Source organism: Aliivibrio kagoshimensis, from assembly GCF_050337105.1.
GTDB lineage: Bacteria > Pseudomonadota > Gammaproteobacteria > Enterobacterales > Vibrionaceae > Aliivibrio_A > Aliivibrio_A kagoshimensis.
This window is the reverse complement of record NZ_JAKJSQ010000020.1, coordinates 32379-58310: the sequence shown is the minus strand read 5'-3', so window position 1 is coordinate 58310 and position 25932 is coordinate 32379. Positions and strand designations below refer to the sequence as shown.

The 25932-nt window shown below is 43.0% G+C and carries 23 protein-coding genes, 1 pseudogene and 1 riboswitch; of the genes and pseudogenes, 6 read left to right on the top strand and 18 right to left on the bottom strand.

Annotated features, from left to right (window positions below; translation table 11 throughout):
* Nucleotides 1-59: 59 nt before the first annotated feature.
* The 5 genes from hemN to L4C32_RS09005 all read right to left on the bottom strand — a co-directional run bounded on the left by hemN (nucleotide 60) and on the right by L4C32_RS09005 (nucleotide 3979).
* Complete coding sequence (hemN, locus tag L4C32_RS09025; RefSeq protein ID WP_428196539.1) at nucleotides 60-1433, bottom strand: oxygen-independent coproporphyrinogen III oxidase; 1374 nt, start codon at nucleotides 1431-1433, stop codon at nucleotides 60-62.
* A gap of 103 nt (nucleotides 1434-1536) precedes the next feature.
* A complete protein-coding gene (locus tag L4C32_RS09020) occupies nucleotides 1537-2043 on the bottom strand; it encodes a DUF2489 domain-containing protein (protein ID WP_428196538.1) in 507 nt (168 codons plus the stop codon).
* Between the two features lie 3 nt (nucleotides 2044-2046).
* Complete coding sequence (gene yihI, locus L4C32_RS09015; protein WP_428196537.1) at nucleotides 2047-2604, bottom strand: Der GTPase-activating protein YihI; 558 nt, start codon at nucleotides 2602-2604, stop codon at nucleotides 2047-2049.
* On the bottom strand, nucleotides 2604-3245 hold the full coding sequence (locus L4C32_RS09010) for a class I SAM-dependent methyltransferase (protein ID WP_428196536.1): 642 nt from the start codon (nucleotides 3243-3245) through the stop codon (nucleotides 2604-2606). The genes yihI and L4C32_RS09010 overlap by 1 nt, the downstream gene beginning before the upstream one ends.
* Nucleotides 3246-3361: 116 nt before the next feature.
* Nucleotides 3362-3979 (bottom strand): c-type cytochrome, encoded by a 618-nt coding sequence (locus tag L4C32_RS09005; RefSeq protein ID WP_428196535.1) that lies wholly within the window; start codon nucleotides 3977-3979, stop codon nucleotides 3362-3364.
* A 206-nt stretch (nucleotides 3980-4185) separates the two neighbouring features.
* On the opposite strand from L4C32_RS09005, the gene yihA reads away from it, so the two are divergent.
* The gene (gene yihA, locus L4C32_RS09000) at nucleotides 4186-4827 is read left to right on the top strand and encodes a ribosome biogenesis GTP-binding protein YihA/YsxC (RefSeq protein WP_428196534.1); all 642 of its coding nucleotides are present in this window, start codon (nucleotides 4186-4188) and stop codon (nucleotides 4825-4827) included.
* A 480-nt stretch (nucleotides 4828-5307) separates the two neighbouring features.
* On the opposite strand, the pseudogene spfP reads toward yihA, so the two are convergent.
* Both spfP and polA read right to left on the bottom strand, forming a co-directional pair.
* Nucleotides 5308-5352 (bottom strand): annotated as a pseudogene (gene spfP, locus L4C32_RS20795) (small protein SpfP); the annotation flags it as partial.
* A 189-nt stretch (nucleotides 5353-5541) separates the two neighbouring features.
* Nucleotides 5542-8316 (bottom strand): DNA polymerase I, encoded by a 2775-nt coding sequence (gene polA / locus L4C32_RS08995; RefSeq protein WP_428196533.1) that lies wholly within the window; start codon nucleotides 8314-8316, stop codon nucleotides 5542-5544.
* 343 nt (nucleotides 8317-8659) lie between these two features.
* Nucleotides 8660-8835: riboswitch (FMN riboswitch) on the top strand.
* Nucleotides 8836-8927: 92 nt separating this feature from the next.
* Between polA and ribB the strand changes: the two genes are divergently transcribed.
* Nucleotides 8928-9566, top strand: a complete 639-nt coding sequence (ribB, locus tag L4C32_RS08990; protein ID WP_428196532.1) for a 3,4-dihydroxy-2-butanone-4-phosphate synthase — start codon at nucleotides 8928-8930, stop codon at nucleotides 9564-9566.
* A 318-nt stretch (nucleotides 9567-9884) separates the two neighbouring features.
* Here ribB and L4C32_RS08985 read toward each other — a convergent pair whose 3' ends face one another.
* From L4C32_RS08985 to recQ, 3 genes are all read right to left on the bottom strand, one after another.
* Nucleotides 9885-10556: a 7-cyano-7-deazaguanine/7-aminomethyl-7-deazaguanine transporter gene (locus tag L4C32_RS08985; protein WP_428196531.1), complete on the bottom strand. Its 672-nt coding sequence runs from the start codon at nucleotides 10554-10556 to the stop codon at nucleotides 9885-9887.
* Between the two features lie 155 nt (nucleotides 10557-10711).
* Nucleotides 10712-11017, bottom strand: a complete 306-nt coding sequence (locus L4C32_RS08980) for a DUF3630 family protein (protein ID WP_428196530.1) — start codon at nucleotides 11015-11017, stop codon at nucleotides 10712-10714.
* A gap of 4 nt (nucleotides 11018-11021) precedes the next feature.
* Nucleotides 11022-12857, bottom strand: coding sequence for an ATP-dependent DNA helicase RecQ (recQ, locus tag L4C32_RS08975; protein ID WP_428196529.1), 1836 nt, complete (start codon nucleotides 12855-12857; stop codon nucleotides 11022-11024).
* Nucleotides 12858-13002: 145 nt separating this feature from the next.
* Here recQ and rarD point away from each other — a divergent pair, with 145 nt between their 5' ends.
* Complete coding sequence (gene rarD / locus L4C32_RS08970) at nucleotides 13003-13905, top strand: EamA family transporter RarD (protein WP_428196543.1); 903 nt, start codon at nucleotides 13003-13005, stop codon at nucleotides 13903-13905.
* 72 nt (nucleotides 13906-13977) lie between these two features.
* Here the strand turns inward: rarD and uvrD are convergent, their stop codons facing one another.
* The 7 genes from uvrD to lptM all read right to left on the bottom strand — a co-directional run bounded on the left by uvrD (nucleotide 13978) and on the right by lptM (nucleotide 20906).
* Complete coding sequence (gene uvrD, locus L4C32_RS08965; RefSeq protein ID WP_428196528.1) at nucleotides 13978-16152, bottom strand: DNA helicase II; 2175 nt, start codon at nucleotides 16150-16152, stop codon at nucleotides 13978-13980.
* An 85-nt stretch (nucleotides 16153-16237) separates the two neighbouring features.
* On the bottom strand, nucleotides 16238-16963 hold the full coding sequence (yigB, locus tag L4C32_RS08960; protein WP_428196527.1) for a 5-amino-6-(5-phospho-D-ribitylamino)uracil phosphatase YigB: 726 nt from the start codon (nucleotides 16961-16963) through the stop codon (nucleotides 16238-16240).
* A 5-nt stretch (nucleotides 16964-16968) separates the two neighbouring features.
* Nucleotides 16969-17883 carry a tyrosine recombinase XerC gene (gene xerC, locus L4C32_RS08955; RefSeq protein WP_428196542.1) on the bottom strand — a complete coding sequence of 305 codons (915 nt, stop codon included), beginning with the start codon at nucleotides 17881-17883 and terminating at the stop codon, nucleotides 16969-16971.
* On the bottom strand, nucleotides 17864-18604 hold the full coding sequence (locus tag L4C32_RS08950) for a DUF484 family protein (RefSeq protein ID WP_428196526.1): 741 nt from the start codon (nucleotides 18602-18604) through the stop codon (nucleotides 17864-17866). Before L4C32_RS08950 ends, xerC begins: the two co-directional genes overlap by 20 nt.
* Complete coding sequence (gene dapF, locus L4C32_RS08945; RefSeq protein ID WP_428196525.1) at nucleotides 18601-19431, bottom strand: diaminopimelate epimerase; 831 nt, start codon at nucleotides 19429-19431, stop codon at nucleotides 18601-18603. Before dapF ends, L4C32_RS08950 begins: the two co-directional genes overlap by 4 nt.
* 41 nt (nucleotides 19432-19472) lie before the next feature.
* Entirely contained in the window at nucleotides 19473-20726 is a 1254-nt protein-coding gene (lysA, locus tag L4C32_RS08940) for a diaminopimelate decarboxylase (RefSeq protein WP_428196524.1), read from the bottom strand.
* Nucleotides 20727-20750: 24 nt separating this feature from the next.
* Nucleotides 20751-20906 (bottom strand): LPS translocon maturation chaperone LptM, encoded by a 156-nt coding sequence (lptM, locus tag L4C32_RS08935; protein ID WP_428196523.1) that lies wholly within the window; start codon nucleotides 20904-20906, stop codon nucleotides 20751-20753.
* Nucleotides 20907-20983: 77 nt separating this feature from the next.
* On the opposite strand from lptM, the gene cyaY reads away from it, so the two are divergent.
* The gene (gene cyaY, locus L4C32_RS08930) at nucleotides 20984-21301 is read left to right on the top strand and encodes an iron donor protein CyaY (protein ID WP_428196522.1); all 318 of its coding nucleotides are present in this window, start codon (nucleotides 20984-20986) and stop codon (nucleotides 21299-21301) included.
* Nucleotides 21302-21309: 8 nt separating this feature from the next.
* Here cyaY and L4C32_RS08925 read toward each other — a convergent pair whose 3' ends face one another.
* Entirely contained in the window at nucleotides 21310-23847 is a 2538-nt protein-coding gene (locus L4C32_RS08925; RefSeq protein ID WP_428196521.1) for a class I adenylate cyclase, read from the bottom strand.
* A 388-nt stretch (nucleotides 23848-24235) separates the two neighbouring features.
* On the opposite strand from L4C32_RS08925, the gene hemC reads away from it, so the two are divergent.
* Together hemC and L4C32_RS08915 are read left to right on the top strand one after the other, a co-directional pair.
* Complete coding sequence (gene hemC, locus L4C32_RS08920; RefSeq protein WP_428196520.1) at nucleotides 24236-25168, top strand: hydroxymethylbilane synthase; 933 nt, start codon at nucleotides 24236-24238, stop codon at nucleotides 25166-25168.
* Between the two features lie 3 nt (nucleotides 25169-25171).
* A complete protein-coding gene (locus L4C32_RS08915; RefSeq protein ID WP_428196519.1) occupies nucleotides 25172-25930 on the top strand; it encodes a uroporphyrinogen-III synthase in 759 nt (252 codons plus the stop codon).
* Nucleotides 25931-25932 lie beyond the last annotated feature (2 nt).

The window sequence follows — 25932 nt, the reverse complement described above, 5'->3', positions numbered from 1 at the left end:
ATATATAAGAGTCTTTGATATGGCTAATTTCATTTTACTGGAATTAGCCATTACTATTTTTAAATCACTCGAGAGAATTGTTGCTGACGAGCTCTGTCTCTTAAGTATTTATCAAAGCACATACAGATATTACGAATTAACAGACGTCCGCGCAAAGTCACTTCAATCACTCCATCTTCAACCGTTACCAATTCGTCATTAATAAAAGTTTGTAGTAATTGAATATCTTCTGCAAAGTACTCCATAAAATTGAGGTTAAACTCAGTTTCAATGTCCTTTGTATCTAACTTAAAGTTACAGATAAGCTGCTTGATGACCTCTCTTCTAAGAAGGTCATCCGCATCCAACGCCACCCCTTTCCACAACGCATGACGCTGCTCTTCTACGGTGGCGTAGTAATGTTTTAGCTCTTTTTGGTTCTGAGCATAACTGTCTCCCATCATTGAGATAGCAGAGACACCCATACCTAATAGATCACACTCACCTTGGGTGGTATAACCTTGGAAATTACGATGTAGAATGCCTTCACGCTGAGCGACAGCTAACTCATCTTCTGGGAGTGCAAAGTGATCCATTCCGATAAATTGATAGCCCGCGCCTGTTAAAGTCGCAATGCTCTCATTAAGCATAACCAATTTCTCTTTTGCCGCCGGAAGATCCTCATCTTTAATTTTGCGCTGAGCAGCAAAGATGTTTGGCATATGAGCATAGTTAAAGACAGACAAGCGACCCGGTTTCATCTCTAACACGCGCTTTAAAGTGACAGCCAGAGATTCGGCCGTCTGCTTAGGTAAACCATAAATCAAATCTAAGTTGGTTGAGCGATAACCTAGGTCTTTGGCTCTTTGCACTAAAGCAACAATGAAGTCTTCATCTTGCTCACGATTCACCAATTTTTGTACTTCTTTATTGAAATCCTGCACACCGATGCTTAGACGATTAAATCCTTCACTGCGAAGGTGATCCAACATATTCAATTCAAGTTCGCGCGGATCGACTTCTATACTGATCTCCGCATCATCAGTAAAGGTGAACTCACTGCGTAATACGTTCATCACACGGCTCATCTGCTGCTCTGTTAAGAAGGTCGGAGTACCGCCACCAAAATGCAACTGAGTCACTTTTCGCTCTCTTAATAGATGTGCACGATGACGAATTTCATGTTCTAACACATCTAAATATTGATCGGCTTTATGGTGATGACGCGTAACAACTTTATTACATCCACAGAAGTAACAAAGCTTGTGGCAAAAAGGAATATGTATGTAGAGAGAGAGTGGACGCTCAGGGTACTCTGTGCACGCCATGTCAAATTCAGCAGACGTATAAGCTTCATGGAACTCTAACGCTGTAGGGTATGAGGTGTACCTTGGGCCCGAGTAATTGTATTTCTCGATGATGGCCTGATCCCATACGATTTGTTTATTTGACATGACAACTTCCACTTTCTATTTTAGGCATTGATAGGGGGGTATTCTGCCATAAGAAGATTATCGCGGTAGCATTTATCTAACAAAAATGAACAAGAAGTGTCGATTAGATCATTTTTACATCAATGGAGGTATTTTTATTGTCCGCATTCAAACCAACAACCCAATGTTTCAACTGATGCAGCTCCAACTTAATCGCCTCTTGCAATCGAGATTCGGCTTTCACTCGAGCCAGATCCATGCTCATTCTCTGCTTCTTGGCTATCTCTTTTCGAGCGTCACCACGAGGCATATCTTTAACCACATCGTATAACTCTTGCATCGCTGGATATGCCGTGGCGAAGTCGACTCGATCATCCCCTTGAACATAATCCAAGATACAGTAAACACGTATGGTTATTTCTGAGAAATCACACTGCTCTTGAATGCCCGCTTGACAGAGGGCATTCACATTCTCGAAAATATTGCCATTACGCTTTGCAATCGCAATATCTTTATTTCGTTGTTGTATCGCCTCTTGTCTTTTTAATTTAAGCAACAGAGAGACCGCATACACAGCAAGGGCTGCAATAATAAGGCTACCAATGATCACTAGCAATACAGTTGCAGACATCCCTTACTCCTTAAAATTATCCATATCTAAGTTGCTAAACTGCTCTAACAAATCATCATCCGTTTTGGCCTTGCTGTGCTTAACTGGCGCTTCAATCACCTCGGTTTCTTCTTCCTCATCAAGCAGGCCAAGTTGCCCCATCAACCTTTCAATACGATCAAGCTTTTCATCAACGTACTTCTGTAGACCAGCACCCAGCTTCTCTCCTTCATCAAGGCGATCAAGTAGTGTGGTTAATTGTGCATCATTCTCTAGCATGTCAAGTTCTTGCTCAGCAGACAAACGACGCTCTTTTTTCGCAGCGGCGGTACCAGGTTTGGCTTTTGGAGCAACAACCAGTGGGATCAGTTTCTTACTGCCCAAACGAGGATCTTTCTGCTGCTTAGACTTTGAGTGGCCTGTCACTTCTGCATCAGAGTGACGGTTACCTGCTTTTAGCCCTTTACGCTTTTTCGTTTTTTTACGTGAACGTGCATCAAGTTCAGATTGCGAAACATTTCGCTCTGAATAGACAGCTGCGGCTTCAGTGCCGACTTTACGGCTTTTTTTATTACGGCTCATTACTGGGGTTTCCTCAGTAAAATTACATCATTACAAACAAATTCGATCGTGAGTTGATCTCGATGAGCAAGGAACATAAACGTCTCCTTACTAAAGAAACTCACATGAGTTACGTCATTTTTATAGTGCCACGTTGCAAACGCATCAACATCCCTGGCCAATTTCGTCATGATGCCTAGCCAACCACCCGGTTTGACTAAACTTAGCAATAACGCCCACTCTTTTTGTGGGTGATAAAAGTGCTCAATGACTTCAGTACAAGTGACAAAATCATACTGCTTTTCTAATACTCGTTTATCTGGATAAAAGTAGAGATCATAAAGTTCAACCTCATGACCTCGCTCTGCCATCATCAAAGAGAGCGTAGGGCCTGGTCCACAACCAAAATCAAGCCCTTGCTGTTGTTTTCCACCAAGGCGGTCCAACAATGGATTAGAGAATCGAGATAGAAAAGTTCGATATCTCTGATCTTCTGGGTCATTTTCATGCAGATCATACATGGCTTTCTCAGCAACTGCATCCAATCTGCACGCTGGATCGACAAATATCAGTGAACATTTTTCGCACTGCAGATACTTTCGACGTTTATCTTTAAAGAAATCAGTCGTTTCCTGATGGAGACATAAAGGGCATGAGTGCATATTATTAACCAGTTCAAAAAAGCAGGGGCGCAATATAGCAGAAAGTAAAGCTAAAGAAAAAGCAGCCTAGTTAGGCTGCTCTCTACAAGGTCTATCTATTCTAAGCTTATGGCAACTTAGTGTAAGCCACCAACATAATCTGATAGTGCACTTATTTCACTGTCTGTTAGTTTTGCCGCCACATCTTGCATCATCATATTCATGTCGTTAGCTCGAGTACCACTGCGGAATTTTTCAAGCTGTATTTTTACGTACTCAGCATGCTGTCCTGAAATTTTTGGGAAACCCGATAATTCAGTTCCGTTTCCTCTTGCACCATGACAAGCAGAACAAGCTGGAATGCCACGCTCAACATTACCTGCACGGTAGAGTGTTTCACCAACGCTCATTGACGCTTCAGGTGTTGAATTGTCAGAAATGACATTAGAAGCAAAATAGGCAGCAATATCTGCAGTATCTTGCTCTGTTAGTGCCATCACCATGCCGCCCATCACTGCATCAACACGACCTTGCTTACCACCGCTAGTCATACCAAGCTTAAATTCCTTGATTTGTTTCTCAAGATAAGTAGCATGCTGACCTGCTAATTTAGGGTTTTGAACAATTAGGCTATTTCCATCTGCTCCATGACATGCAGCACACATAGCAGATTTCGTTTTACCAGCTTCTATATCTCCTTGAGCAAAAGCAGAGCAACTCGCAAGGAGTGTTAATATCAACGCTAATTTTTTCATGACATTCCATTATAATTATTGTCTCTATGACATAACAGAGAGCAAAACATAGTCTCGAAATTATGTAATAGATATTAAGCTTCCAGTACCACTTATATTTTGTAATGACATGGTACAATAAACGACCTTTAGCCGAACACGGTTATTTTACACAAATTCACAAAAAAGTAATCACTTGACTACAAGAAGTCGAGACGGAGTTAACAGTGACCAAAACAATTCACTACCAAAAGACGCATTTCATCACAAGTGCCCCGGATATTCGCCACCTTCCAGAAGACGAAGGTATCGAAGTCGCCTTTGCTGGTCGCTCCAATGCTGGTAAGTCGAGTGCATTAAACCGCCTGACTAATCAAAAGAGTTTGGCTAAAACCAGTAAAACCCCTGGTCGTACGCAACTTATTAACTTATTTAAAGTTGAAGACAATTGCCATATTGTCGACCTACCTGGTTATGGTTTTGCTCAAGTCCCACTTGAAATGAAGAAAAAGTGGCAGAAATCATTAGGTGAATACCTACAAAAGCGTGAGTCACTGAAAGGGCTAGTCGTATTGATGGACATTCGTCATCCGATGAAAGATCTTGACCAACAGCTTATCTACTGGGCGATTGAATCAAACCTTCCTGTGCAAGTACTCTTAACTAAAGCGGATAAATTAAAAAGTGGAGCTAGAAAAGCACAACTACTCAGTATTCGTGATAAAGCATTAGAGTACCCGGGAGATGTCAGTGTCGACCTGTTCTCTTCACTCAAAGGGATTGGTGTTGATCAGCTAAGGGCAAAACTGGATTCTTGGTTTGCTCCGGCTCTATTAAACAACGATGAACTGGAAGCAGAAGAAGAGTAGAGAGTAAAATATCCCCACCTAATGGGTGGGGCAACGGGAGAGAAATAGTAACTTATTCTTATAGTCTGAAAATACTCCTCTATTTGCACTTATTGTGCAACAATCCAGAATTATCCAGTCAAATATTCTAATAACTCAGCCCAACTCTCTGTTTATCATTGAATCAATATCCGCAATATCATGCTGAAGCCCAGTGATAACAAGCCTTATCTTTTTTTAAATATTTAATTAACTTGAAATTGAAATGTAACAAAAGTTACATTTTGACTTATTTCATCACCACTTCAGTTTCAACTAAAATAAGCGACAAAAACGTTATTAGATCTTTATGATTATTGTTGGTTCTTCATCAATAACTGATTTAAAAACCTCAACAACCAGCACGAAAGATCGCGATAATAGTGATTATTTTCAATTATTTATTTTATTACTGGTATAAAAAATGCCCCGACCAGAAAACTGATCAGGGCGGCAATAATAGCCAAATCCAATAACGTGAAGCAAAAAGTCTGAAAGATAGAACATCTTTACACTTGTACCCTACAGCGACAAATATACCCTAATCCATGCTAAAACCAAAGCAATATATGTAATTAATTTACGTAATATGAAAGTAAAATACACAAGTCCCGTACTTATCATGACTTTATTTTTGACAAAAAAAAGCCAGCGCGTGCGCTGGCTCTACTTTTCATCTTGGCCTATTGCTCCAACTTAGTGGGCTTGGTCCCAGTTGTCTCCACTTCCTGCCTCAGCAATAAGTGGCACATCGATGGAAGCAGCACCCTCCATTAACTGCTGAATTTTAACTTCAATTTCAGCAAGTTCAGATGCTTCAACTTCCAATACCAATTCATCGTGAACTTGCATTAATAGTCTCACTCGTCCCTTACCTTCGGCTTCAATCCACTGGTCAACAACCAACATCGCTTTTTTAATGATGTCAGCCGCCGTACCTTGCATTGGAGCATTTATGGCCGCTCGCTCTGCCGCTTTACGACGCATTCCATTACTGGCTTTGATATCAGGAAGGTGTAAACGTCGACCAAACAGAGTTTCAACATAGCCTTGCTCTGAAGCTTTTAAACGAGTTTCCTCCATATACTGCAGTACACCAGGATAACGCTCAAAATAGAGATCCATATATTCCTGCGCCTCATTACGACCGATACCTATCTGTTTGGCTAACCCAAACGCACTCATGCCATAGATCAAACCGAAGTTAATCGCTTTCGCACGACGTCTTTGCTCTGTGGTTACTTCAGAGATATCGACTCCCATCACCTCAGCGGCTGTCGCTGAGTGAATATCTTTCCCCTGTGCAAACGCATCGAGTAACGCTTTATCTCCAGAGAGGTGCGCCATAATTCGCAATTCAATTTGAGAGTAATCAACCGCCAATATTTTCCAACCGTGTGGCGCAACGAATGCTTGACGAATTCGACGCCCTTGTTCGTTTCTAACCGGAATATTTTGCAGGTTTGGATCGGTTGAGGACAGTCGTCCGGTTGCGGTTACCGCTTGATGATAAGAGGTATGTACTCTGCCAGTGGCCGCATTGATCATTTTTGGCAACTTATCGGTATAAGTTGACTTTAATTTAGCAAGACCACGATGTTCCAGAATCAATTTAGGCAGTGGATAATCTAACGCTAGCTCTTGCAACACCTCTTCATTGGTTGAAGGAGCACCTGAAGGCGTTTTCTTAATAACAGGTAATCCCATTTTTTCAAATAAGATCGCTTGCAGCTGTTTTGGTGAGCTTAAGTTAAATTCTTGCTCTGCCACCTCAAACGCCTGTTTTTGTAACTCATCTAAACGTTGTGAGATTTCAACAGATTGTGCAGATAACATCATGTCATCAATAAATACACCAGTTCGTTCAATTCGAGACAGAACAGGCACTAAAGGCATCTCAATCTCTTCATAAACCGATTTCAGCTTTTCATCTGCGATGATCTTTTTATTCAGAGTATGGTGTAAGCGCAATGTCACATCGGCATCTTCAGCAGCATATGGTCCAGCTTGCTCTAAATCAATTTGATTAAAAGTAAGCTGCTTCTTACCCTTGCCTGCTATCTCTTCAAAGGTAATCGTCGAGTGTTTCAGATATCGAAGGGCAAGACTGTCCATATCATGGCGACCTGCCACACTGTTATAAACATAAGACTCAAGCATGGTATCAAATTTAATGCCTTTCATCTCAATGCCATAACGGGCCAATATGCTGGCATCAAACTTTAAATTCTGTCCAACCTTAACTTTAGTTGAATCTTCAAGATAAGGCGTCATTTGCTCAAGCACCCACTCTCGACTGAGCTGCTCAGGAGCATCAAGGTAGTCATGTGCAACTGGAACGTAAGCAGCCTTACCCTCTTCTACAGAGAAAGATAACCCAACAAGATTGGCGGTCATGTAATCCAAACCATCAGTTTCAGTATCAAACGCCGCCACCTCGGCACTGTTTAATTTATCTAACCATGCGATAAAGCTCGCTTGATCCAATACGGTTTCATAACCGGTACGGTCAATGACAGCAGCAACGGTTGGCTCTTCAACGTTTCTTGGCTGCGCACTTTCTTCATCAGAAATGATTTTTCCATCACCACCGTCAAGCAGTTCAGATAACCAACGTTTGAAGTTCAACTTACCAAACCACTGGATCAGCTCATCAGTATTCGGATCAGATTTCACTAACGCTTCAGGACCAACTTCTAAATCAACATCCAGCTTAATGGTAGCTAACTCATAAGAGAGCAACGCACTCTCTTTATTATCGACCAATTTTGTCGCCATGGTTTTTGAGCCGCGGAAACCTAATGGAGCGATGTCGTCCAAATTGTCATACAAGGACTGAATAGAACCAATACCTTGTAGCAATGCTTTAGCTGTTTTATCCCCCACTCCAGGCACCCCTGGAATGTTGTCAGATTTATCCCCCATCAACGCAAGATAATCGATAATTAGCTCAGGTGGGATACCAAATTTTTCAACCACGCCCTCAGGATCCATAACCAAGTTTGTCATGGTGTTAATTAAAGTGACATTTTCGTCAACCAGCTGCGCCATATCTTTATCACCCGTACTGATGAGTACTGGCATACCAAGCTTTGAGGCTTGAGTGGCTAACGTTCCAATGACATCATCAGCCTCTACACCCGAAATAGAGATTAATGGTAAGCCCATTGCTCTGATAATGTCATGCAACGGTGCAATTTGAGATCGCAGCTCGTCTGGCATTGGTGGCCTATTGGCTTTATATTCTGGATACATATCATTTCGAAACGTTTTTCCTTTGGCATCGAATATCACAGCAATTCGCTCAGTAGATACCTGTTTTAGCAGGCTCCTGAGCATATTGATAACACCAAAAATTGCACCGGTTGGTTCTCCGTCACCATTACTGAAGTTAGGTGCCGCATGAAAGGCGCGAAATAGATAAGATGAGCCATCGATTAAAATAAGTGGTTTTTCAGGTATGCTTGCCATTGTCTTTTTGTATCCAGTAAAAAGCGATGAGTAAGGATGCCATGCCAAACGGCTCCTGTTAACTGATATTCACAATCTTCATCAATCAATTCCGTTTTTGCGAGCCTTAAATTGTGGATAACTCTGTTTGTAATTATTTCATTCTATTTTTTTCATGTAGACCACCCTTCATTACTAATAAGTATAAGTCATATTTATCATGAACTTAAATGCACCACCAATGATCATCACAAGATCCTAATATGATCGATCTCTGTGGAAAACAATTTCATGTCAGAAATATCCACTTCGACAATTTTCGCGTTTGATATTGAATTCATAATCGTATTTCTTTATTCTTACTACGAATTCTCAGGGCGGGGCGAAACTCCCCACCGGCGGTAATTTATTAACTGTACTTACAGTAGTAGAGAGCCCGCGAGCGCTTTGTTCAAACTCTCCTTAGAGATTAAATAAAGGTCAGCAGATCTGGTTAAATTCCAGAGCCGACGGTTACAGTCCGGATGGAAGAGGATAAATTTAGCGCAAGCCATCATTGGATGGTCTTTGTGGGTTTCCCTTATCTAAAAAAAGCCCTGATTCTGGTCGAAATTTAATTTTGGAGTTATACCATGAATCAGTCTTTATTAGCCTCTTTTGGCACACCAATCCAACGCGTTGAAGCGGCACTTACTGCGCTTAAAAAAGGCAATGGCGTTCTCGTTCTTGATGATGAAAATCGTGAGAATGAAGGCGATATTATCTATTCAGCGGAACATCTTACAACTGAACAGATGGCACTTATGATCAGAGAATGTTCTGGCATTGTTTGTGTTTGTTTACCTGAAGAGCGTGTTAATCAACTTGAACTACCAATGATGGTAGATAATAACACCAGTGCGAATCAAACGGGCTTTACGGTCACAATTGAAGCCGCTAAAGGGGTAACTACTGGCGTTTCTGCGGCAGACCGAGTCACTACGGTGAAAGCTGCAACTGCTGATAATGCAAAACCCAGTGATCTATCACGCCCAGGCCATGTATTTCCATTAAAAGCACATAAAGATGGCGTTCTTGGTCGTCAAGGCCACACTGAAGCAACCATTGATCTGATGAAGCTAGCTGGTTTGAAACCTTACGGTGTACTTTGTGAGTTGTCTAACCCAGATGGCAGCATGGCTCGCCTACCTGAAGTTGTTACGTTTGGCCAAAAACATGACATGCCAGTGTTAACGATTGAAGATATGATTGCTTATATTAAAAGCCGTTAATATCACCCCAATATTCAGATAAAAAAAAGCGACATCTTAATAAGATGTCGCCCAGCAAAATGTTACGAAGTGATTTGTCATAATAATCACTTTGTGAATAGCTGATTACACTGGAAGCAATGTGAGCAATGTCGTGTCTAAAACAAACAATCACCAGTAATCAGATTACTGCTCTGTTTCCCTAAGACGAGTTAATAATAACCATTCTCATTTAAATTGCAACATCTAAATGATAAATATTCTCAACAATCTATTCGAAAAGAAAAAAAAGAGTTAAGCGATAAGCTTAACTCTTTTTTTTATTGCGGTTTATTACGGCTAAATCTTCAACTCTTTCGCAAAGCCACTGCCATTAACGACCGTTAACTTATTAACTAAATAGTTAAGCAACACACCGTAGATTGGTACAAACAACCCTAGACTGATGATTAACTTAAAGCTGTAATCAACCAATGCAATTTCAGTCCAGTTAGCTGCCATAAACGGATCGGAGCTCTGATAGAAAGCAATGGCAAAAAAGGCTAATGTATCCAAAGCATTACCAATCAGTGTTGAACATGTTGGTGCCACCCACCACTTTTTAGTTTGACGTAAGCGATTAAAAACATGCACATCTAATATCTGTCCAAGTAAGTAAGCCATAAAGCTCGCAATCGCAATTCTGGCGACAAACATGTTGAATTCAGTAAGGTGAGATAACCCTTGATACTGGCCTTCAAAGAAGATCACTGAGAGTAAATAAGAGACTACCAATGCAGGCAGCATAACAAAGAAGATGATCTTTCTAGCCATTGCAGCACCATAAATTCTTACCGTTAAATCCGTCGCTAAAAAGATAAATGGAAAGGTAAAGGCGCCCCATGTGGTATGAAAACCAAACACAGTAAAGGGAATTTGAACTAAATAGTTACTCGATGCAATGATGATCAGGTGAAATGACACTAACAGAAGAAGTGCTTTTTGCTTTTGTTCAGGCGTAAACGTACTCATAACAGTACCTTTTTGTCATTGGGGGCGAGGGAACCCAAATAATTAGTCATAGCCGATTTTTTATGCACCAGCTACATGAGGTTGGCGATTATACAGAAACCTTGTTGTTGCGCAACTGACTATTCGATTAAATTTCACGCAATCGATTGGCTAGTTTACGACTGATTTCTCAATAGTGTGGCGATGAACTCCATCTCTTCTCGGCTCTCATTTTTTCCTAAGCTTTCAATCCAGACCGTTCCTGAGTAGTGCTCCGCTTTTACGATTAACTGGCATCCTTCAAAATCGATAATCCAACTATGCAGATCAGCATCCACCTGCTTCTCTATCACAGTCGCACTCAACAGAGTAAGTAACTGCTCACCAACATCAGGAAATGAATCAAAATCAAAATCTGGTGCCACTAAAATAATGCGGTTCGTCTCAACAATGTACTCATGTAAACCAAATTTACTCATCACTACCCTATTGCGTCCCTGTTAGGTGTTCTTGAATCAGATCCAAAAAAGGATCGGCGTATTTTTCGAGTTTCACTTGACCAACTCCGCTTACGGCTAACATCTCACCGTATGATGTGGGTAAAATATCGGCCATATCGATTAATGTCGCGTCATTGAAAACCACATAAGGCGGAATGTCACTCTCATCAGCGATCGATTTTCTGAGTTTTCTTAACTTAGCAAACAACTTTTTATCATAGTTACGATTCGACAAGCGATCAGATTTTGACTCTCTCGCAGTAATACCTAGTCGCGGTACAGCCAACTCCAATGGCACTTCACCACGCAATACTGGCCTAGCTTCTTCAGTTAACTGCAACGTTGAACTACGGACGATGTTTTGGTTAAGAAAACCACTGTGGATCAGCTGTCGAATAATGCTGACCCAATACTCATGGCTCTGATCTTTACCAATGCCATAGGTGGAGAGCTTATCGTGACCATTTTCTCGTACTCGGATATTTTTCATTCCGCGTAATACTTCCACCACATAGCCAATACCAAAGCTCTGCTTTACACGATAGACACACGACAGCGCCTTTTGCGCTGCTTGAGTACCATCGAATCGCTTAGGTGGGTCTAAACAGATATCACAGTTACCACAAGGCTCTTTACGGTACTCTCCAAAATAGTTAAGTAACACTTGTCTACGGCAAGTTTGCGCTTCTGCAAACGCACTCATCGCACTTAATTTGTGCTCCTCGACTTTCTTTTGCGGCCCTTCACTCTTCTCGTCGACCATACGTCGTAACCAGGCAATATCAGCAGGGTCATATAGCATTACTGCTTCAGCAGGCAATCCATCTCGACCTGCGCGACCTGTCTCTTGATAGTAAGACTCAATATTTCTTGGTATATCAAAATGCATGACAAAACGAACGTTAGGTTTATTAATACCCATACCAAAAGCAACAGTGGCAACCACAATCTGAATATCATCGCGCTGAAAGGCTTCTTGTACATACGCACGTTCATCATGATCTAACCCGGCATGATATGAAGCCGCTTTAATGTGATTGTTACACAGCTTTTCGGTCACCATCTCGACTTTCTTGCGACTGCCACAATAGATGATTCCGCACTGCCCTCGCTGACCTTCTAGAAACTTGACCACTTGCGTCACCGGTTTATGTTTTTCAATCAACGTGTAACGAATATTGGGGCGATCGAAACTGCCTAAATAGATGTGGGGCGCATTGAGAGACAATCTTGATAAGATGTCTTTTTGAGTCGCATCGTCTGCCGTGGCGGTTAGCGCCATCACAGGGACATGAGGGAAGCGCTGTTTTAACTGACCTAACGAGGCATATTCGGGTCTAAAGTCATGACCCCATTGAGAGATACAATGTGCTTCATCGACCGCTATCATACTGAGATTGACACCATGTAAACGCTCGCTAAAGTCCCCCATCATCACCCTTTCTGGAGAGACGTAAATCAGCTTTAAACCACCAGCATGCATACGATTTAGAATGGTGATTTGCTGCTCGCGACTTTGAGTCGAATTCAAACACTCTGCAGCGACGCCATCGGCTTTTAATTGGTCAACTTGATCCTTCATTAACGAGATCAATGGAGAAATGACTAAGGTTACCCCCTCTAATACTAAGGCGGGTATCTGATAACAGAGTGACTTCCCTCCTCCAGTCGGCATAATAACTAGGCTATCATGACCTTCAATCGCAGCAGTAACCACCTCCTCTTGACCAGTTCTAAACTGCTGATAGCCAAACACATCTTGCAGTATTTGTTGACTACTAGATGGTGAAATTACGGACTCTTCAGCACTGCTCAATGACATGGATTAGCTCAATTTTTCAAAGGGCAGCTATTTTAACTGCCTTATGCCCCACCGCCAAGTTAATGCTTTAAATAACTTTGAGTGCCTCGAAACTATCTCTATACTGCATGCAACTTTCAATTTTATAATTTAAGAAGTGTCCACAATAATGAATGATGAACAGCAACGGACAAAACAGGGGGTCTTCCTTGCTCTTGGCGCCTACACGATGTGGGGAATCGCCCCTATCTACTTTAAAGCCATTGACCAAGTCTCTCCTTTAGAGATCCTAAGCCATCGTGTCATTTGGTCATTTTTCTTTTTAGCTGGACTACTTTTTTTAAGTAAAGGGTGGCGTGCCGTTGCGACGACCATTAAATCAAAGCAGAAGTTGCTCTATCTTGCGGCCACCTCCTCCCTCGTTGGTATTAACTGGCTCATTTTTATCTGGGCTGCAACCAGCAATCACCTGCTTGATGCCAGCTTAGGTTATTACATTAATCCACTATTAAATGTAGTGCTGGGAATGTTATTTCTTGGTGAGAGGCTCACGAAATTACAGTGGCTTGCGGTCAGTTTTGCAACCATTGGTGTGATCATTCAAGTGGTCACTTTTGGCTCTGTTCCCACCATTGCTCTTGCGCTTGCCATCAGCTTTGGTCTATATGGACTGCTGCGAAAAAAAGTCAATTTGTCAGCCCAAGCGGGTCTGTTTATTGAAACACTAATGATGTTACCATTCGCATTGATCTATCTGCTGATTATTGCCAATTCTCCATCCAGTAATCTAGCGCTCAATAGTACCTCTCTCAATCTTCTATTGGTCTCGGCAGGTATTGTCACCACGCTTCCACTACTCTGCTTTACTGGTGCAGCAACACGACTCAAGCTCTCGACCCTAGGATTTTTCCAATACCTTGGGCCTAGTATCATGTTCATCTTTGCAGTTACCATCTATAACGAAGCGTTTACCAGCGATAAAATGACCACCTTTAGTTTCATTTGGGGGGCTTTGGCTATCTTCATTTTTGATGCTATTCAACATCGCGCTCGTCGTCGTAAACAGTAACAACGCATAAAAAATGGGCTCAACACGTTATATACCGTATTGAGCCCATCTCCTTTTAACCTGTTATCGCGACTACATCGGTTCTAATTTGGCGTACTGCGTCACTAACCACTTAATTCCTTCACCATTAAAGGCTACCTGTACACGCCCTTGTGGACCAGCGCCTTCAAAATTAATGATGGTTCCTTCACCAAATTTGGCATGTTTTACACGTTGACCAAGATTGTAACCAGTTTCGTTAAAGTTATTTTTCACCGTTTCGTTACTAAAACGTCCAGCGGTTGCCGGACGACTTACCTGTGCCTTCATTCTCACCTCTTCGGTGCATGTTTCAGGCAGCTCTCGTAAAAAACGGGAAGGTTTATGAAACTTCTCTTGGCCATATAAACGGCGCATTTCTGCATAGGTAATATAGAGCTTCTTCATTGCTCTAGTAATGCCGACATAACAGAGACGACGCTCTTCTTCCAAACGCCCAGCCTCTTCCGCCGACATTTGACTTGGGAACATGCCCTCTTCAACACCGACCATAAAGACTAAAGGAAACTCTAAACCTTTGGCACTGTGCAGTGTCATCAATTGTACGGCATCTTCAAACTCATCCGCCTGGCCCTCTCCTGCTTCCAAAGCAGCATGGGATAAAAAGGCCGTCAGCATGGTCATCTCATCCGCTTCTTCCGGTTTTTCAAACTGTCGAGCCGCTGTTACCAACTCTTCCAAGTTCTCTATTCGCGCTTTAGACTTTTCCCCTTTCTCCTGCTGATACATTTCAAACAGCCCTGAGCTCTTGATGACTTGATCTGCTTGTTCATGCAGTGGCAACTCAGCGGTTTCATCTTCTAAAGCATTAACCAACTCGATAAAGCGTCCTAATGCCGTACTAGCGCGTGCAGCCAACACTTTCTCTTCAATTAGCGCAATACTGGTTTTCCATAAGGTCTCACCACGATCACGTGCAGCAAATCGGATGGTGTCCAATGTTTTGTTTCCTAACCCACGTGCAGGGGTATTCACCACACGCTCAAAAGCGGCGTCATTATCTCGGTTATCCATTAATCGCAGATAACTTAAGGCATCCCTAATCTCTTGGCGTTCGAAAAAGCGCATGCCACCATAAATTCGATAAGGCAGACCCACTTGAATCAGTGCCTCTTCCAGCACACGAGATTGTGCATTATTACGATAGAGCATGGCACTCTCATCCAGTCTTCCACCATTTTCATGCCAATCTTTTATCTTTGTAACGGCAAAACGGGCTTCATCCAGATCATTGAACGCTGAATAGATGGAGATCTTCTCCCCCTCTTCACCTTCAGTCCACAGCTCTTTCCCCATACGCTCAGAGTTATTGGTGATCAGCTCGTTAGCAGCATTCAGTATGTTGCCTGTAGAGCGATAATTTTGCTCCAATCGGATGGTTTTTGTATCATCAAATTCGGTTAGAAAGCGTTGTATATTCTCAATCTGAGCGCCACGCCATCCGTAGATTGACTGATCATCATCACCAACAATCATCACTCGGCAATCAGGTCCTGCCATCATGCGTAACCACGCGTACTGGATATTGTTGGTGTCTTGAAATTCATCGACTAGGATATGTTTAAAACGAGCTTGATAGTGCTCTCTGATATGTTTTTTATCACGCAGTAGCTCATGTGCTCTTAGCAAGATTTCGGCAAAATCGACAAGACCAGCACGATCGCATGCCTCTTGGTAAGCGCTGTATATTTTTAGCCAGGTTTTGGTGACGGGATCATTGAAATGTTCGATGCTAGCCGGACGTAGACCCTCATCTTTTTTACCATTGATAAACCAGCACGCTTGCTTCGCAGGCCAATGCTTATCATCCAAATTTTGTGCTTTAATGAGACGTTTTAACAGGCGCTGCTGATCATCGGAGTCGATAATCTGAAACCCTTCAGGTAGCTTTGCATCCAGATAATGGGCGCGAAGAATGCGATGGCAGATACCGTGAAAAGTACCGTTCCACATACCACCAGCAGTGCCGTGCATTAACTCTTCAATACGGCCTCTCATCTCTGCAGCCGCTTTATTGGTGAAGGTCACCGACATGATGGAAAACGGTGAAGACTCCACCACTTTCATTAACCAAGCAATTCGATGAACCAATACGCGAGTTTTACCACTCCCCGCACCAGCCAATACCAGTACATTTTCTAAAGGAGCAGCAACGGCTTCTCGCTGTTTATCATTAAGGCCATCAAGTAGTAAAGAAACGTCCATCACATCACACTGGTTATATATACATGAGAACGAGTATAACAGCTCCCTCTATACGAAACGAGCCTGTGAGATTAGAAAAACGAAGTAATTAACACTCAATCGAGACCAAAGGGAGCAGCTCGCTGAGGCAGTTAATCTCTATATCGGGCAGCACTTTTACTCTTTCATCACTGATTTGGCGCTGCTTATCATTAAACCAACACGCTTGAAATCCATTGGCTCTGGCGCCAAAGACATCGGTGTTCAGATGGTCACCAACATGAAGAATGTGGTGAGCTGGCACAGAGAGGTGCTGTTGTGCTCGTTGGAATAGATCAGCATCAGGTTTCGCTCGACCATCCGGGCCTGCTCGGTAAACCTGTTCAAAGTAACCTGACAAACCGATTTTCTCCGCGTCCACATTGCCGTTGGTGATAGCGACTAGTGGAATCTTCTCACTTAACTGTTGCATCACACTATGAGTGATTGTAGGAATATCAATTTGATTTCGATAGATAGAGACCAGAGACATCGCCTCTTCGGTCACCTGTTTCGCTTTTTTCTCGCTGTAACCTAACTGCTTAAAACCGGTCGTCAGTTGAACCTCTCGCCACAAAGAGACATCCCCTTTTAAGCTAGGCTCTTGCCGAGCGAGCTTTAGTTTCAGCTCTAACCAATCTTGCATGGTCATTAATCGGCTTACAGGGTGTTCCTGTTGTAACCATTGATGCACTTTTTCTTCCAGAGAGCGAATGACTGGCCAGTTATCATAAAGCGTATCATCAAGATCGAACGTCATGGCATGAATCACTGAGAGCGAGCGGTAACAGTGCATAGTAGTTACTCCTTTTTCCGCTTGGCTTTAGGATGTGCTTGATCATAAGCTTGAGCTAAATGTTGAAAATCCAGATGGGTATAAATTTGGGTGGTAGAGATATTCTCATGCCCCAGGAGCTCTTGTACCGCTCGTAAATTGCCACTCGACTCTAGTATATGAGTGGCAAAGGAGTGGCGCAATTTATGTGGGCTGACATGACTCGCGATACCTTGTTTAATGCCCCACTCTTTCATTCTTTTTTGTACATTTCGATGCGATATTCTACGACCTAAATTGGATAGGAACAACGCAGACTCCGGCTGTTTAATTAACTGATCACGCACTGCAAGCCAGTGCTCTATCCAGGTTTTTGCTAATCCTGAAATCGGGGCTTTGCGCTCTTTGTTCCCCTTGCCGATCACTCGCACTTCCCCGCGAGACAAATCAAGGTCTTTTATATCAATAGACACCAGTTCAGCTAAACGAAGTCCGGCACCATACATCAGCTCCATCATGGCGCGGTCCCGAATGGAGAGTGGGTTATCATCAACAACCTCAAGCAGCTGAGCCACTTCGTCTACATCAATGTTTTTGGGTAGCGGACGCGCTCTTTTTGGGGCTGAAATACCTTTGGCTGGATTAGCACTTAACGCCCCTCTAAGGACCATAAAGTCAAAGAAGCTGCGTAAGGATGAGAGGCGCGTTGAGATGCTGCTGGCTTTTAAACCCTCTCGCATCCCTCGACTGGCAATTTGACGAACCCAGCCGCCATCAACGTGTTGCCACTCCGTTAAGCCAAGTTCAAGGAGCTGCTCTGCGATAATAGACAGTTGATGACGATAGTTCTGTTCAGTCGTGGCACTTAGGCCTCGCTCACTGCGCAGAAACTCGTAGAACTGCTCTAAGGCGGGATTGAGACTAGACTGTTGTAAGCTCATCGACATAACTTGGTTGTTCACTCTGCTTCCAACTGTTAAGCAGATGATTTAGCACACTCACTAACTGCTTAAGAAAGAGTGTGTCCATGTTAGGCTGAAAGTGTCCACCATCACGACTGGCGAATGAGATAAAACCAATCGTACTGTTTTTCCCTAAAGGAAGAATCGCGTAGGAACCAAGTTCTGGAGAGAGGGCTTCATTATTCACTTCACCAAATAACCCTTCACGTTCAACTTGGCGTAAACGGCCTAAATAGACGTCTTTTCCATTTAAGTGACTTTTGGCAAAGCGCTGATAACTCATCGCACTGACACTACGATGTAAGGCTGGATGGTCAATCAAACGAATAGACGCGATTAAGTTGAGATCTTTGGCTTTTCTTTCCATAACTAAGCAGACATCTTCAAAATTCTCACTGCGTAGCAGTTGGTTTTGAATGTCAGAGAAGGCGTGGAAGATTTGATCGTTTCTCGCAGCAAGAGACATCAAAGCGGTGATCTCTTCCTCAAGTTCTACAATACGATGTCGTAAACGTTCAACTTGAATTTCAACCAAAGAGACCGTCCCTTTCTCTTGGTGATCCACTTTCAATCCCGAAAGAAGCTCTGGATGCTTTTTAAAAAAATCCGGGTGTTGAGCTAAATAGTCCGCCACGACCGCATCGGTCAATTCAGTTGGCTCAGCGTCTCTGAAATCATTAATGGTTGTTACACTGCTCATAGGGTCATCTGTCCATCAAATACATGCGATGCTGGGCCAGTCATATAGAGTGGTTTCCCTTCTCCTTGCCAACGAATAAAAAGGTCACCTCTTTGCAGGTGAACCGTAACATCGCTGTCTAACACGCCTTGTGTAATCCCGACAGCAACGGCTGCACAGGCACCGCTGCCACAAGCTTGCGTCTCACCGACACCACGTTCAAACACACGAAGTTTGACTTCATTACGCGAGATAATCTGCATGAAACCTGCATTCACCTTCTCAGGGAAACGCTCATGGGACTCCAACAGAGGCCCAAGCGTTTCCACATCAGTTTTATCAATGTCATCTACAATGGTAACCACATGAGGATTACCCATGCTCACCGCACCACAAAATAGAGTCTGCTCATTCACTCTTAATATGTAGGTCTTTTCACTCTGCTTGGCTTTGAAAGGAATTTTATTAGGTTCAAAGATGGGCTCTCCCATATTGGCTTTAATTTGGCCATCTTCCTCAATATCGAGGATCATTTTTCCTTTTTTAGTACTCACGGAGACCTGATACTTATTGGTCAACCCTTTTGCTCGTACAAAGCGGGCGAAACAACGAGCACCATTACCACACTGCTCAACTTCACTGCCATCTGAATTAAAAATGCGGTAATGAAAGTCAGTTTCAGGATCATAGGGGGCTTCAACCACCAATAGCTGATCAAAACCAATACCAGTATGGCGATCCGCCAAACGACGAATCAACTCTGGTGAAAAGAAAATATGCTGAGTAATACAATCAACGACCATAAAGTCATTGCCTAACCCGTGCATTTTAGAAAAGTGAAAGTGCATAATTCCTCATTGTTGGCCGCAAAGTGCGGCCAAATTTTACCTTATTCTGGCAATATATGTTCATGTTTCCAAAGATCTTGTAATATTTCACGCTCTCTGACTAGGTGAGACGATTCTCCATCAACCATCACCTCTGCAGCTCGGCAGCGAGTATTATAGTTGGAAGACATCACAAACCCGTACGCTCCAGATGAACGCACCGCCAGCAGATCATTTTGCTCTAACACTAACGAGCGATCTTTGCCTAAAAAGTCACCCGTCTCACAAATTGGTCCAACCAAGTCATAGCATAGTGCGTCACCAGTACGTGGTTTGACCGGCACAATATCTTGCCAAGCTTGATACAGTACAGGGCGAATCAAATCATTCATCGCCGCATCGATAATCGCGAAGTTTTTATGATCCGTATGTTTTAAAAATTCGACTTTGGTCAGCAAAATACCGGCATTAGCAGCAATAGCGCGACCCGGCTCAAAAATCAGCTCGAGGTCAATACGATCATCCAAGCGTGACAGCAGTGCTTTTGCATACTCAGAAGGTTGAGGGGGTAACTCATCACGATAAACCACCCCAAGACCACCACCTACATCGAGGTGGCGAATATCCACACCATCCGCTTTTAGCTGATCAATCAGTGCCAACAAGCGGTCTATCGCATCCAGGAAAGGCTCAATCTCAGTCAGTTGAGAACCGATATGGCAATCAATCCCTTGAACGTCTAAGTTCGGTAGCTTCTTAGCCAATCGATACACCTCTGGAGCACGATCAAAAGCGATGCCAAACTTATTATCAAGTAACCCTGTGGAGATATATGGGTGTGTTTTTGCATCAACATCAGGATTAATTCGCAGGGAAATCGGTGCGCGTACTTTCATCTCACCAGCAACGTCATTCAGCAACATCAACTCTGGTTCAGACTCTACGTTAAAACATTTAATGCCTAACTCTAGGGCACGGCGCATTTCTGACGCCGTTTTTCCAACACCAGAAAAGACGATTTTTTTCGCATCACCACCAGCGGTAATAACACGTTCAAGCTCACCCACCGAAACGATATCAAAACCAGAACCTAATCTCGCTAAGACATTAAGTACGCCTAAGTTAGAGTTCGCTTTCACGGCATAACAGACTAAATGAGGGTGTTCACTCACTGCGTCATCAAATGCACTCCAATGACGCTCTAACGTCGCCCTTGAATAGACAAATAAAGGCGTACCATATTGCTGTGCCAAATCCGATAAAGGCAGCTCTTCCGCCCACAGCTGACCATCAGCCTGATAATTAAAATAATCCAATGTTAACGCTTCCTTGTTATAAACTTATTGATTCTGTTCTGTTGTCGCGACAGGTTGTTGATCTGCTTGAGCGGCAGGTTCGTTCTGTACTGTCTCTTCCGGCATGAAAAGTGGCCCTTTTTGACCACAACCCACTAAGGCGGATGCAAGGACAAAAATGGCAATTAATTTGTTTGGCATGATTCAACTACTCGTGATTATCTGCTTAATACCCTCTATAATCGCACCACACTCAGGAAAAGCAATAGGATAAAAGGATGAATGATACTGAATTCCATCAACTGGTCGAAATAGAGCTATCGAAAATTGAAGCGTTGATTGATGATTCTGGTGCCGATATTGACTACGAGACCAGTGGTAACGTCATGACCTTGGAATTTGAGAACCGCAGTCAGATCATCATAAACCGTCAAGAACCGATGCATGAGATATGGTTAGCCTCAAAATCAGGTGGGTACCACTTCAAGTACAATGATAACCAGTGGGTATGCTCAAAAACAGGTGTAGAGTTTATTGCGTTGCTCAAAGGCGAGTGCGAAAAGCATGACGATGAAACGATCACTTGGGCTGAGTGATTAACGTTTTAGCTCGCTAAATTCTCGGCGGGCGTTTCCGTGACTCGATTGACCTGCTGGCCACTTCGATAGGAAACCACATAACTTTCACCGGATGCAGGGGTAACGATGTCATAAAATTGAGGGAGGTTAAAATTAACCATGTCCCCACAATTTATCTCATCTTGTGTTGAGGTGTAGTAACGGTTAACACCATTAACCATCTCATCTTTATCACCATTAAATTGGCGGTATACTTCAACTTCGTTATGTTCATCCAATACGTAAATATTAACCCCATTACCACACTCTTCGAAGAAGAACTGGATAATGCCTTCACTGGCATTAGCATCCACAATTTGAGGTGGGTGCACATCAGGATCTTGATCTAGCATCAATACAGGTGAACCATTACGTTTATGCGCTGAAATTGAGCGATAAAAATCGACGGAGTCTTCCAACTTCTGCACTGACACACCACGTCGTTCAAAAAACAATCCAAACATCTGATTGCCAATTTTAATGGTCTTAAATCGACGTTGGGTCTCTTCATCAACCGGTTTTAATCGATACTCAATACACTCGGCAAGCAGCTGATAAATAGAGTTACGGATCAAGCCACGTTTGTTCTCGCTGTAACAAAAGACATCCACCGACTCAGGAGCAAGTGCATCTTGATGCATCTTTCCTAATACCGCTTTTAATGCTTCAAGCGTGGCATTTTCACCACTAAAATGCATGGTTCTGACTTCGTGCCATGAATTCTTGTAAACCAGATCAACACTACCGACCAGACACTTATTATCACGCCCAAAGCTCAAAGCATCAGTATCGGTGAAGTTTGATTTTCCAGCTTTCGCTCGTTTCTCATTAAGTTCAGTGGTTGGATCGCTCTCAACATTAATAAACATCGACAACTGTCTGATTTCACAAGGGTTTGAGAGCTCTTTCAGTGTAGGGTGAGGTTTTCGCAGTGAAAAGGTGTTACGCAGATCACTCACCATCTGATAAAACTTATCAAGGTTCAAATCGGCGGTTTTTACCACTGCATTTAAACGAGTCGATTCAGTCAGTAAGCCATTAAAAAATGCCCAAGCCACTAACTTACTTAAATATTTATTATGTTCAAGCACTGGCTGACCAATGATCTGTTTTGCTTCCAGAGAGGTATTATATAGGTACCAACCTGCTGCATTGGTTCTATTCTCGGGCACTTCGATAAACGACAGATCAGGCTCATGCAAATCAGGAGAAATTTGCGGATTCAGCAGGGTTACCTTACCAGGTAGCTCTTCAAATGAAGCGTATAACTTTCTTGCTAATATGCTGATATCTTCGGGGCTAATGGCAGACGTGATGTTATTTTTACGAGCAAAGCCGATGAGATTACGGTAACTCTGCATCAAAGCACTTAACAGTTCATTATGCGCACGTTTAACCTGCTCAACTTTCCAATTACGGCGATTATCTAACTCTTCAATCGTCTCCGCTGACCATCCCCACTGTTCAGTCAACTCAGTAAGTGCCACTCTGCGCCACTCAACCGAGCCCGCACTTGGTTCATCACAAGAAAGCTTCTCATGAGTCTTTAAATAAAAACTCTTACGCACCAACTCTAAACGAGGGTAATCATTAATGCGTTCCAAATAACGGGTCACTTTTTCCAGCATTAGATAGTAGGAATCCATGCTATAAAGATTCGGCTCTTCAGCAAAGAACCGACGCTTACTATCAAGACTTAATAGCTGAGTATTCGGATACTCCCATGAGTACGCTTCCAGAAGGATCGCTTTCAGAACCGATTTATACGGGGAGTCGATACTTTTATAGAGTTGCCATAAACTTGAGCCAAAGTACTCTTCGGCTGGAATGCTGTTTAACTTACCAAAATCAATCCAGTGCGTGCAGCAAATTTGACCATCTTGGCAGAGTTGATGTACATATTTGTCGTAACACTCTTCCATCTCTGGTGGGACGATAGACCACAACAGACGACGACCCGCCAAACGCACCGCTGAACGGTAAAACTCATCCAACAACAACAGATGCTGTGTAGAACCGCAGTTGTCCCCTGTCATCTCTTCAGAGTGATTATTGCGGAAACGGTTTTCATCAATCAAAAAGAAATTGGCTTCGACGCCGTGTTGCATTGCCCACTCGGTGACTTGAGCACATTTTTTCTCTAACTGTTCACGTGACTCTTTTTCCATTTTTGCAGGAACACATACCCAAATATCAACATCGCTGTTGGCAGTCTGGCCAATAGATGAAGTGCTACCCATCGAATAGAGGCCGAGGATAGCCGGCTCAGATGGTTCGCTAAACGTATGTTGAGAGAAAGAGTGTAGAGCATGATGTTGGGTAGTCGAGGGAGAGAAATCAAAAACGCCGTATGGTGTCTGTTCGTCTAGATAACCAGGAAGTGATGAATGATTGTAGTGTAACAGCAGTGGTAACACTGAAAATATGTGCTGAGCTTGACTGTCCATCACTGCCAACGAACGTTCAATACGCTGTTGGTTCAGAAGGTCAAGTCGAGTAATTAGCTTCTTGATATAGTTTTGCAAATTGCTTATCCAAGAATACAGCCCAGGCACAAGGCAGTTAATGAATCCACTGAATGAAAATCATCCAATAACACGATAAAACGTGATCAATGTATCACTTTAACAGGGTGTCGTAAAGAGCACGATTAGATTCAGCTTATATGCCAAGCACCAATATAACAAATTCAAATAAGATATAACCAGAATAGATTGTATAAAATAGACAATCTACTCAATTATAGCCTGTCCCAGCTATTTCACAGTGATAGTTACTAATTTTCATTGATAATTCAACATATCAACATAATAAACAGTGATTGCCGCTGTAAACAGAAATGAACTATTCCGTGTCAGCGATAACAGATGGTAGAATATTTTTAATAATCATTGCCTATGGAACGAACCACAGATGCAGCAGCAACCACTCAGAATTGCGACTCGTAAAAGCCCTCTTGCGCTTTGGCAAGCACACTTTGTTAAAGATGCACTTATCGCTGCAAACCCAGGTTTGCATGTTGAGTTAGTCACTATGGTTACCAAAGGCGACATCATTCTTGATACACCATTAGCTAAAGTAGGCGGTAAAGGCCTTTTCGTTAAAGAGCTTGAAGTGGCAATGCTTGAAGGAAGAGCAGATTTAGCGGTGCACTCTATGAAAGATGTACCGGTTGAGTTTCCAGAAGGGTTAGGTCTAGTTACGATTTGTGAGCGTGAAGATCCTCGTGATGCTTTTGTATCAAACCACTACAACCACATTGATGAACTGCCTCAAGGTGCCACCGTCGGTACCTGTAGCCTACGTCGCCAGTGCCAAATCAAAGAGCGCCGCCCTGATCTGATCATTAAAGAGTTACGTGGCAATGTGGGCACTCGATTGGGTAAGCTGGACAACGGTGATTATGATGCGATTATTCTTGCCTGTGCCGGTTTAATTCGCCTCGGTTTACAAGATCGTATACGCAGTTCGATTGAACCTGAAATCTCGCTGCCTGCCGTTGGACAAGGCGCTGTGGGTATTGAGTGTCGACTTGATGACGAAAAAACACGCGCTCTACTTGATACCCTTAATCATCCTGAAACTGCACAGCGAGTCTTGTGTGAGCGCGCCATGAACAACCGTTTAGAAGGTGGCTGCCAAGTTCCTATCGGGAGCTACTCACTCATCGATGGCGATCAAATTTGGCTCAGAGCATTGGTTGGCGAACCTGACGGCAGCAAAATCATTCGTGGCGAAATCAAAGGTGCAGTCAGCGATGCAGAAACATTAGGTACCGCACTCGCCGATCAACTGCTTGCTGATGGCGCTAAAGAGATTCTAGATACTCTTTATAATAGCCAATAATCAATGACCGTATTAATCACTCGCCCAGACCCAGAAGGCAGTGAGCTGTGTCGTGCTCTGACTTATCAAGGCATTTCAGCAATTCACCAGCCTCTGCTAACCAGAGAGGCCGGTGAAGACCTCAAGCAAAGCGTCAAGCAACTGCTTACTCTGACCGACAATGACATCGTGCTTGCTGTCAGTCAGCATGCTGTCAGTTATACCGATCAGCAACTCAAGAGCCAGAATCTTACTTGGCCAACGACGATTAACTACTTCGCCGTCGGTCAAAAAAGTGCTCAACATCTCGAACAAGTTACCCAGCAATCGGTACACTACCCAAAGACTTCTGATAGCGAGCACCTTTTGGCACTACCGAATCTCCAACAGCCTCACGTATCAGGTAAGCGCGTGCTTATCCTTCGTGGAAATGGCGGACGAGAGCTCATTTACCACACTCTGAGTGAGAGACAGGCTCAAGTAAGATATGCCGAAGTCTATCGCCGAAAGTGGTTGAAACTTAATGCTAAAGAGTTACATCAACACTGGACTAATCAGCAAGTAAATTGCATTGTAGTAACCAGTGCTGAACAGTTAAGCTTTATGACGAATCTATTTTCTCAACACCAGCAGCAGTGGTTACTTCGCTGCAAGTTATTGGTACCCAGTCATCGTATTGTTCTACATGCTCAACAACTGGGTTATAACAACATAATTAATGTCGGAAGCGCTACCAACAGTGCAATGCTCACTCTATTGAGCAACCAACAACAGATACAGTAATG

Coding starts and splice junctions, on each gene's coding strand:
- hemN (WP_428196539.1), bottom strand. CDS start 1,433: ATGTCAAATAAACAAATCGTATGGGATCAGGCCATCATCGAGAAATAC.
- L4C32_RS09020 (WP_428196538.1), bottom strand. CDS start 2,043: ATGTCTGCAACTGTATTGCTAGTGATCATTGGTAGCCTTATTATTGCA.
- yihI (WP_428196537.1), bottom strand. CDS start 2,604: ATGAGCCGTAATAAAAAAAGCCGTAAAGTCGGCACTGAAGCCGCAGCT.
- L4C32_RS09010 (WP_428196536.1), bottom strand. CDS start 3,245: ATGCACTCATGCCCTTTATGTCTCCATCAGGAAACGACTGATTTCTTT.
- L4C32_RS09005 (WP_428196535.1), bottom strand. CDS start 3,979: ATGAAAAAATTAGCGTTGATATTAACACTCCTTGCGAGTTGCTCTGCT.
- polA (WP_428196533.1), bottom strand. CDS start 8,316: ATGGCAAGCATACCTGAAAAACCACTTATTTTAATCGATGGCTCATCT.
- ribB (WP_428196532.1), top strand. CDS start 8,928: ATGAATCAGTCTTTATTAGCCTCTTTTGGCACACCAATCCAACGCGTT.
- L4C32_RS08985 (WP_428196531.1), bottom strand. CDS start 10,556: ATGAGTACGTTTACGCCTGAACAAAAGCAAAAAGCACTTCTTCTGTTA.
- recQ (WP_428196529.1), bottom strand. CDS start 12,857: ATGTCATTGAGCAGTGCTGAAGAGTCCGTAATTTCACCATCTAGTAGT.
- yigB (WP_428196527.1), bottom strand. CDS start 16,963: ATGCACTGTTACCGCTCGCTCTCAGTGATTCATGCCATGACGTTCGAT.
- xerC (WP_428196542.1), bottom strand. CDS start 17,883: ATGAGCTTACAACAGTCTAGTCTCAATCCCGCCTTAGAGCAGTTCTAC.
- L4C32_RS08950 (WP_428196526.1), bottom strand. CDS start 18,604: ATGAGCAGTGTAACAACCATTAATGATTTCAGAGACGCTGAGCCAACT.
- dapF (WP_428196525.1), bottom strand. CDS start 19,431: ATGCACTTTCACTTTTCTAAAATGCACGGGTTAGGCAATGACTTTATG.
- lptM (WP_428196523.1), bottom strand. CDS start 20,906: ATGCCAAACAAATTAATTGCCATTTTTGTCCTTGCATCCGCCTTAGTG.
- cyaY (WP_428196522.1), top strand. CDS start 20,984: ATGAATGATACTGAATTCCATCAACTGGTCGAAATAGAGCTATCGAAA.
- hemC (WP_428196520.1), top strand. CDS start 24,236: ATGCAGCAGCAACCACTCAGAATTGCGACTCGTAAAAGCCCTCTTGCG.
- L4C32_RS08915 (WP_428196519.1), top strand. CDS start 25,172: ATGACCGTATTAATCACTCGCCCAGACCCAGAAGGCAGTGAGCTGTGT.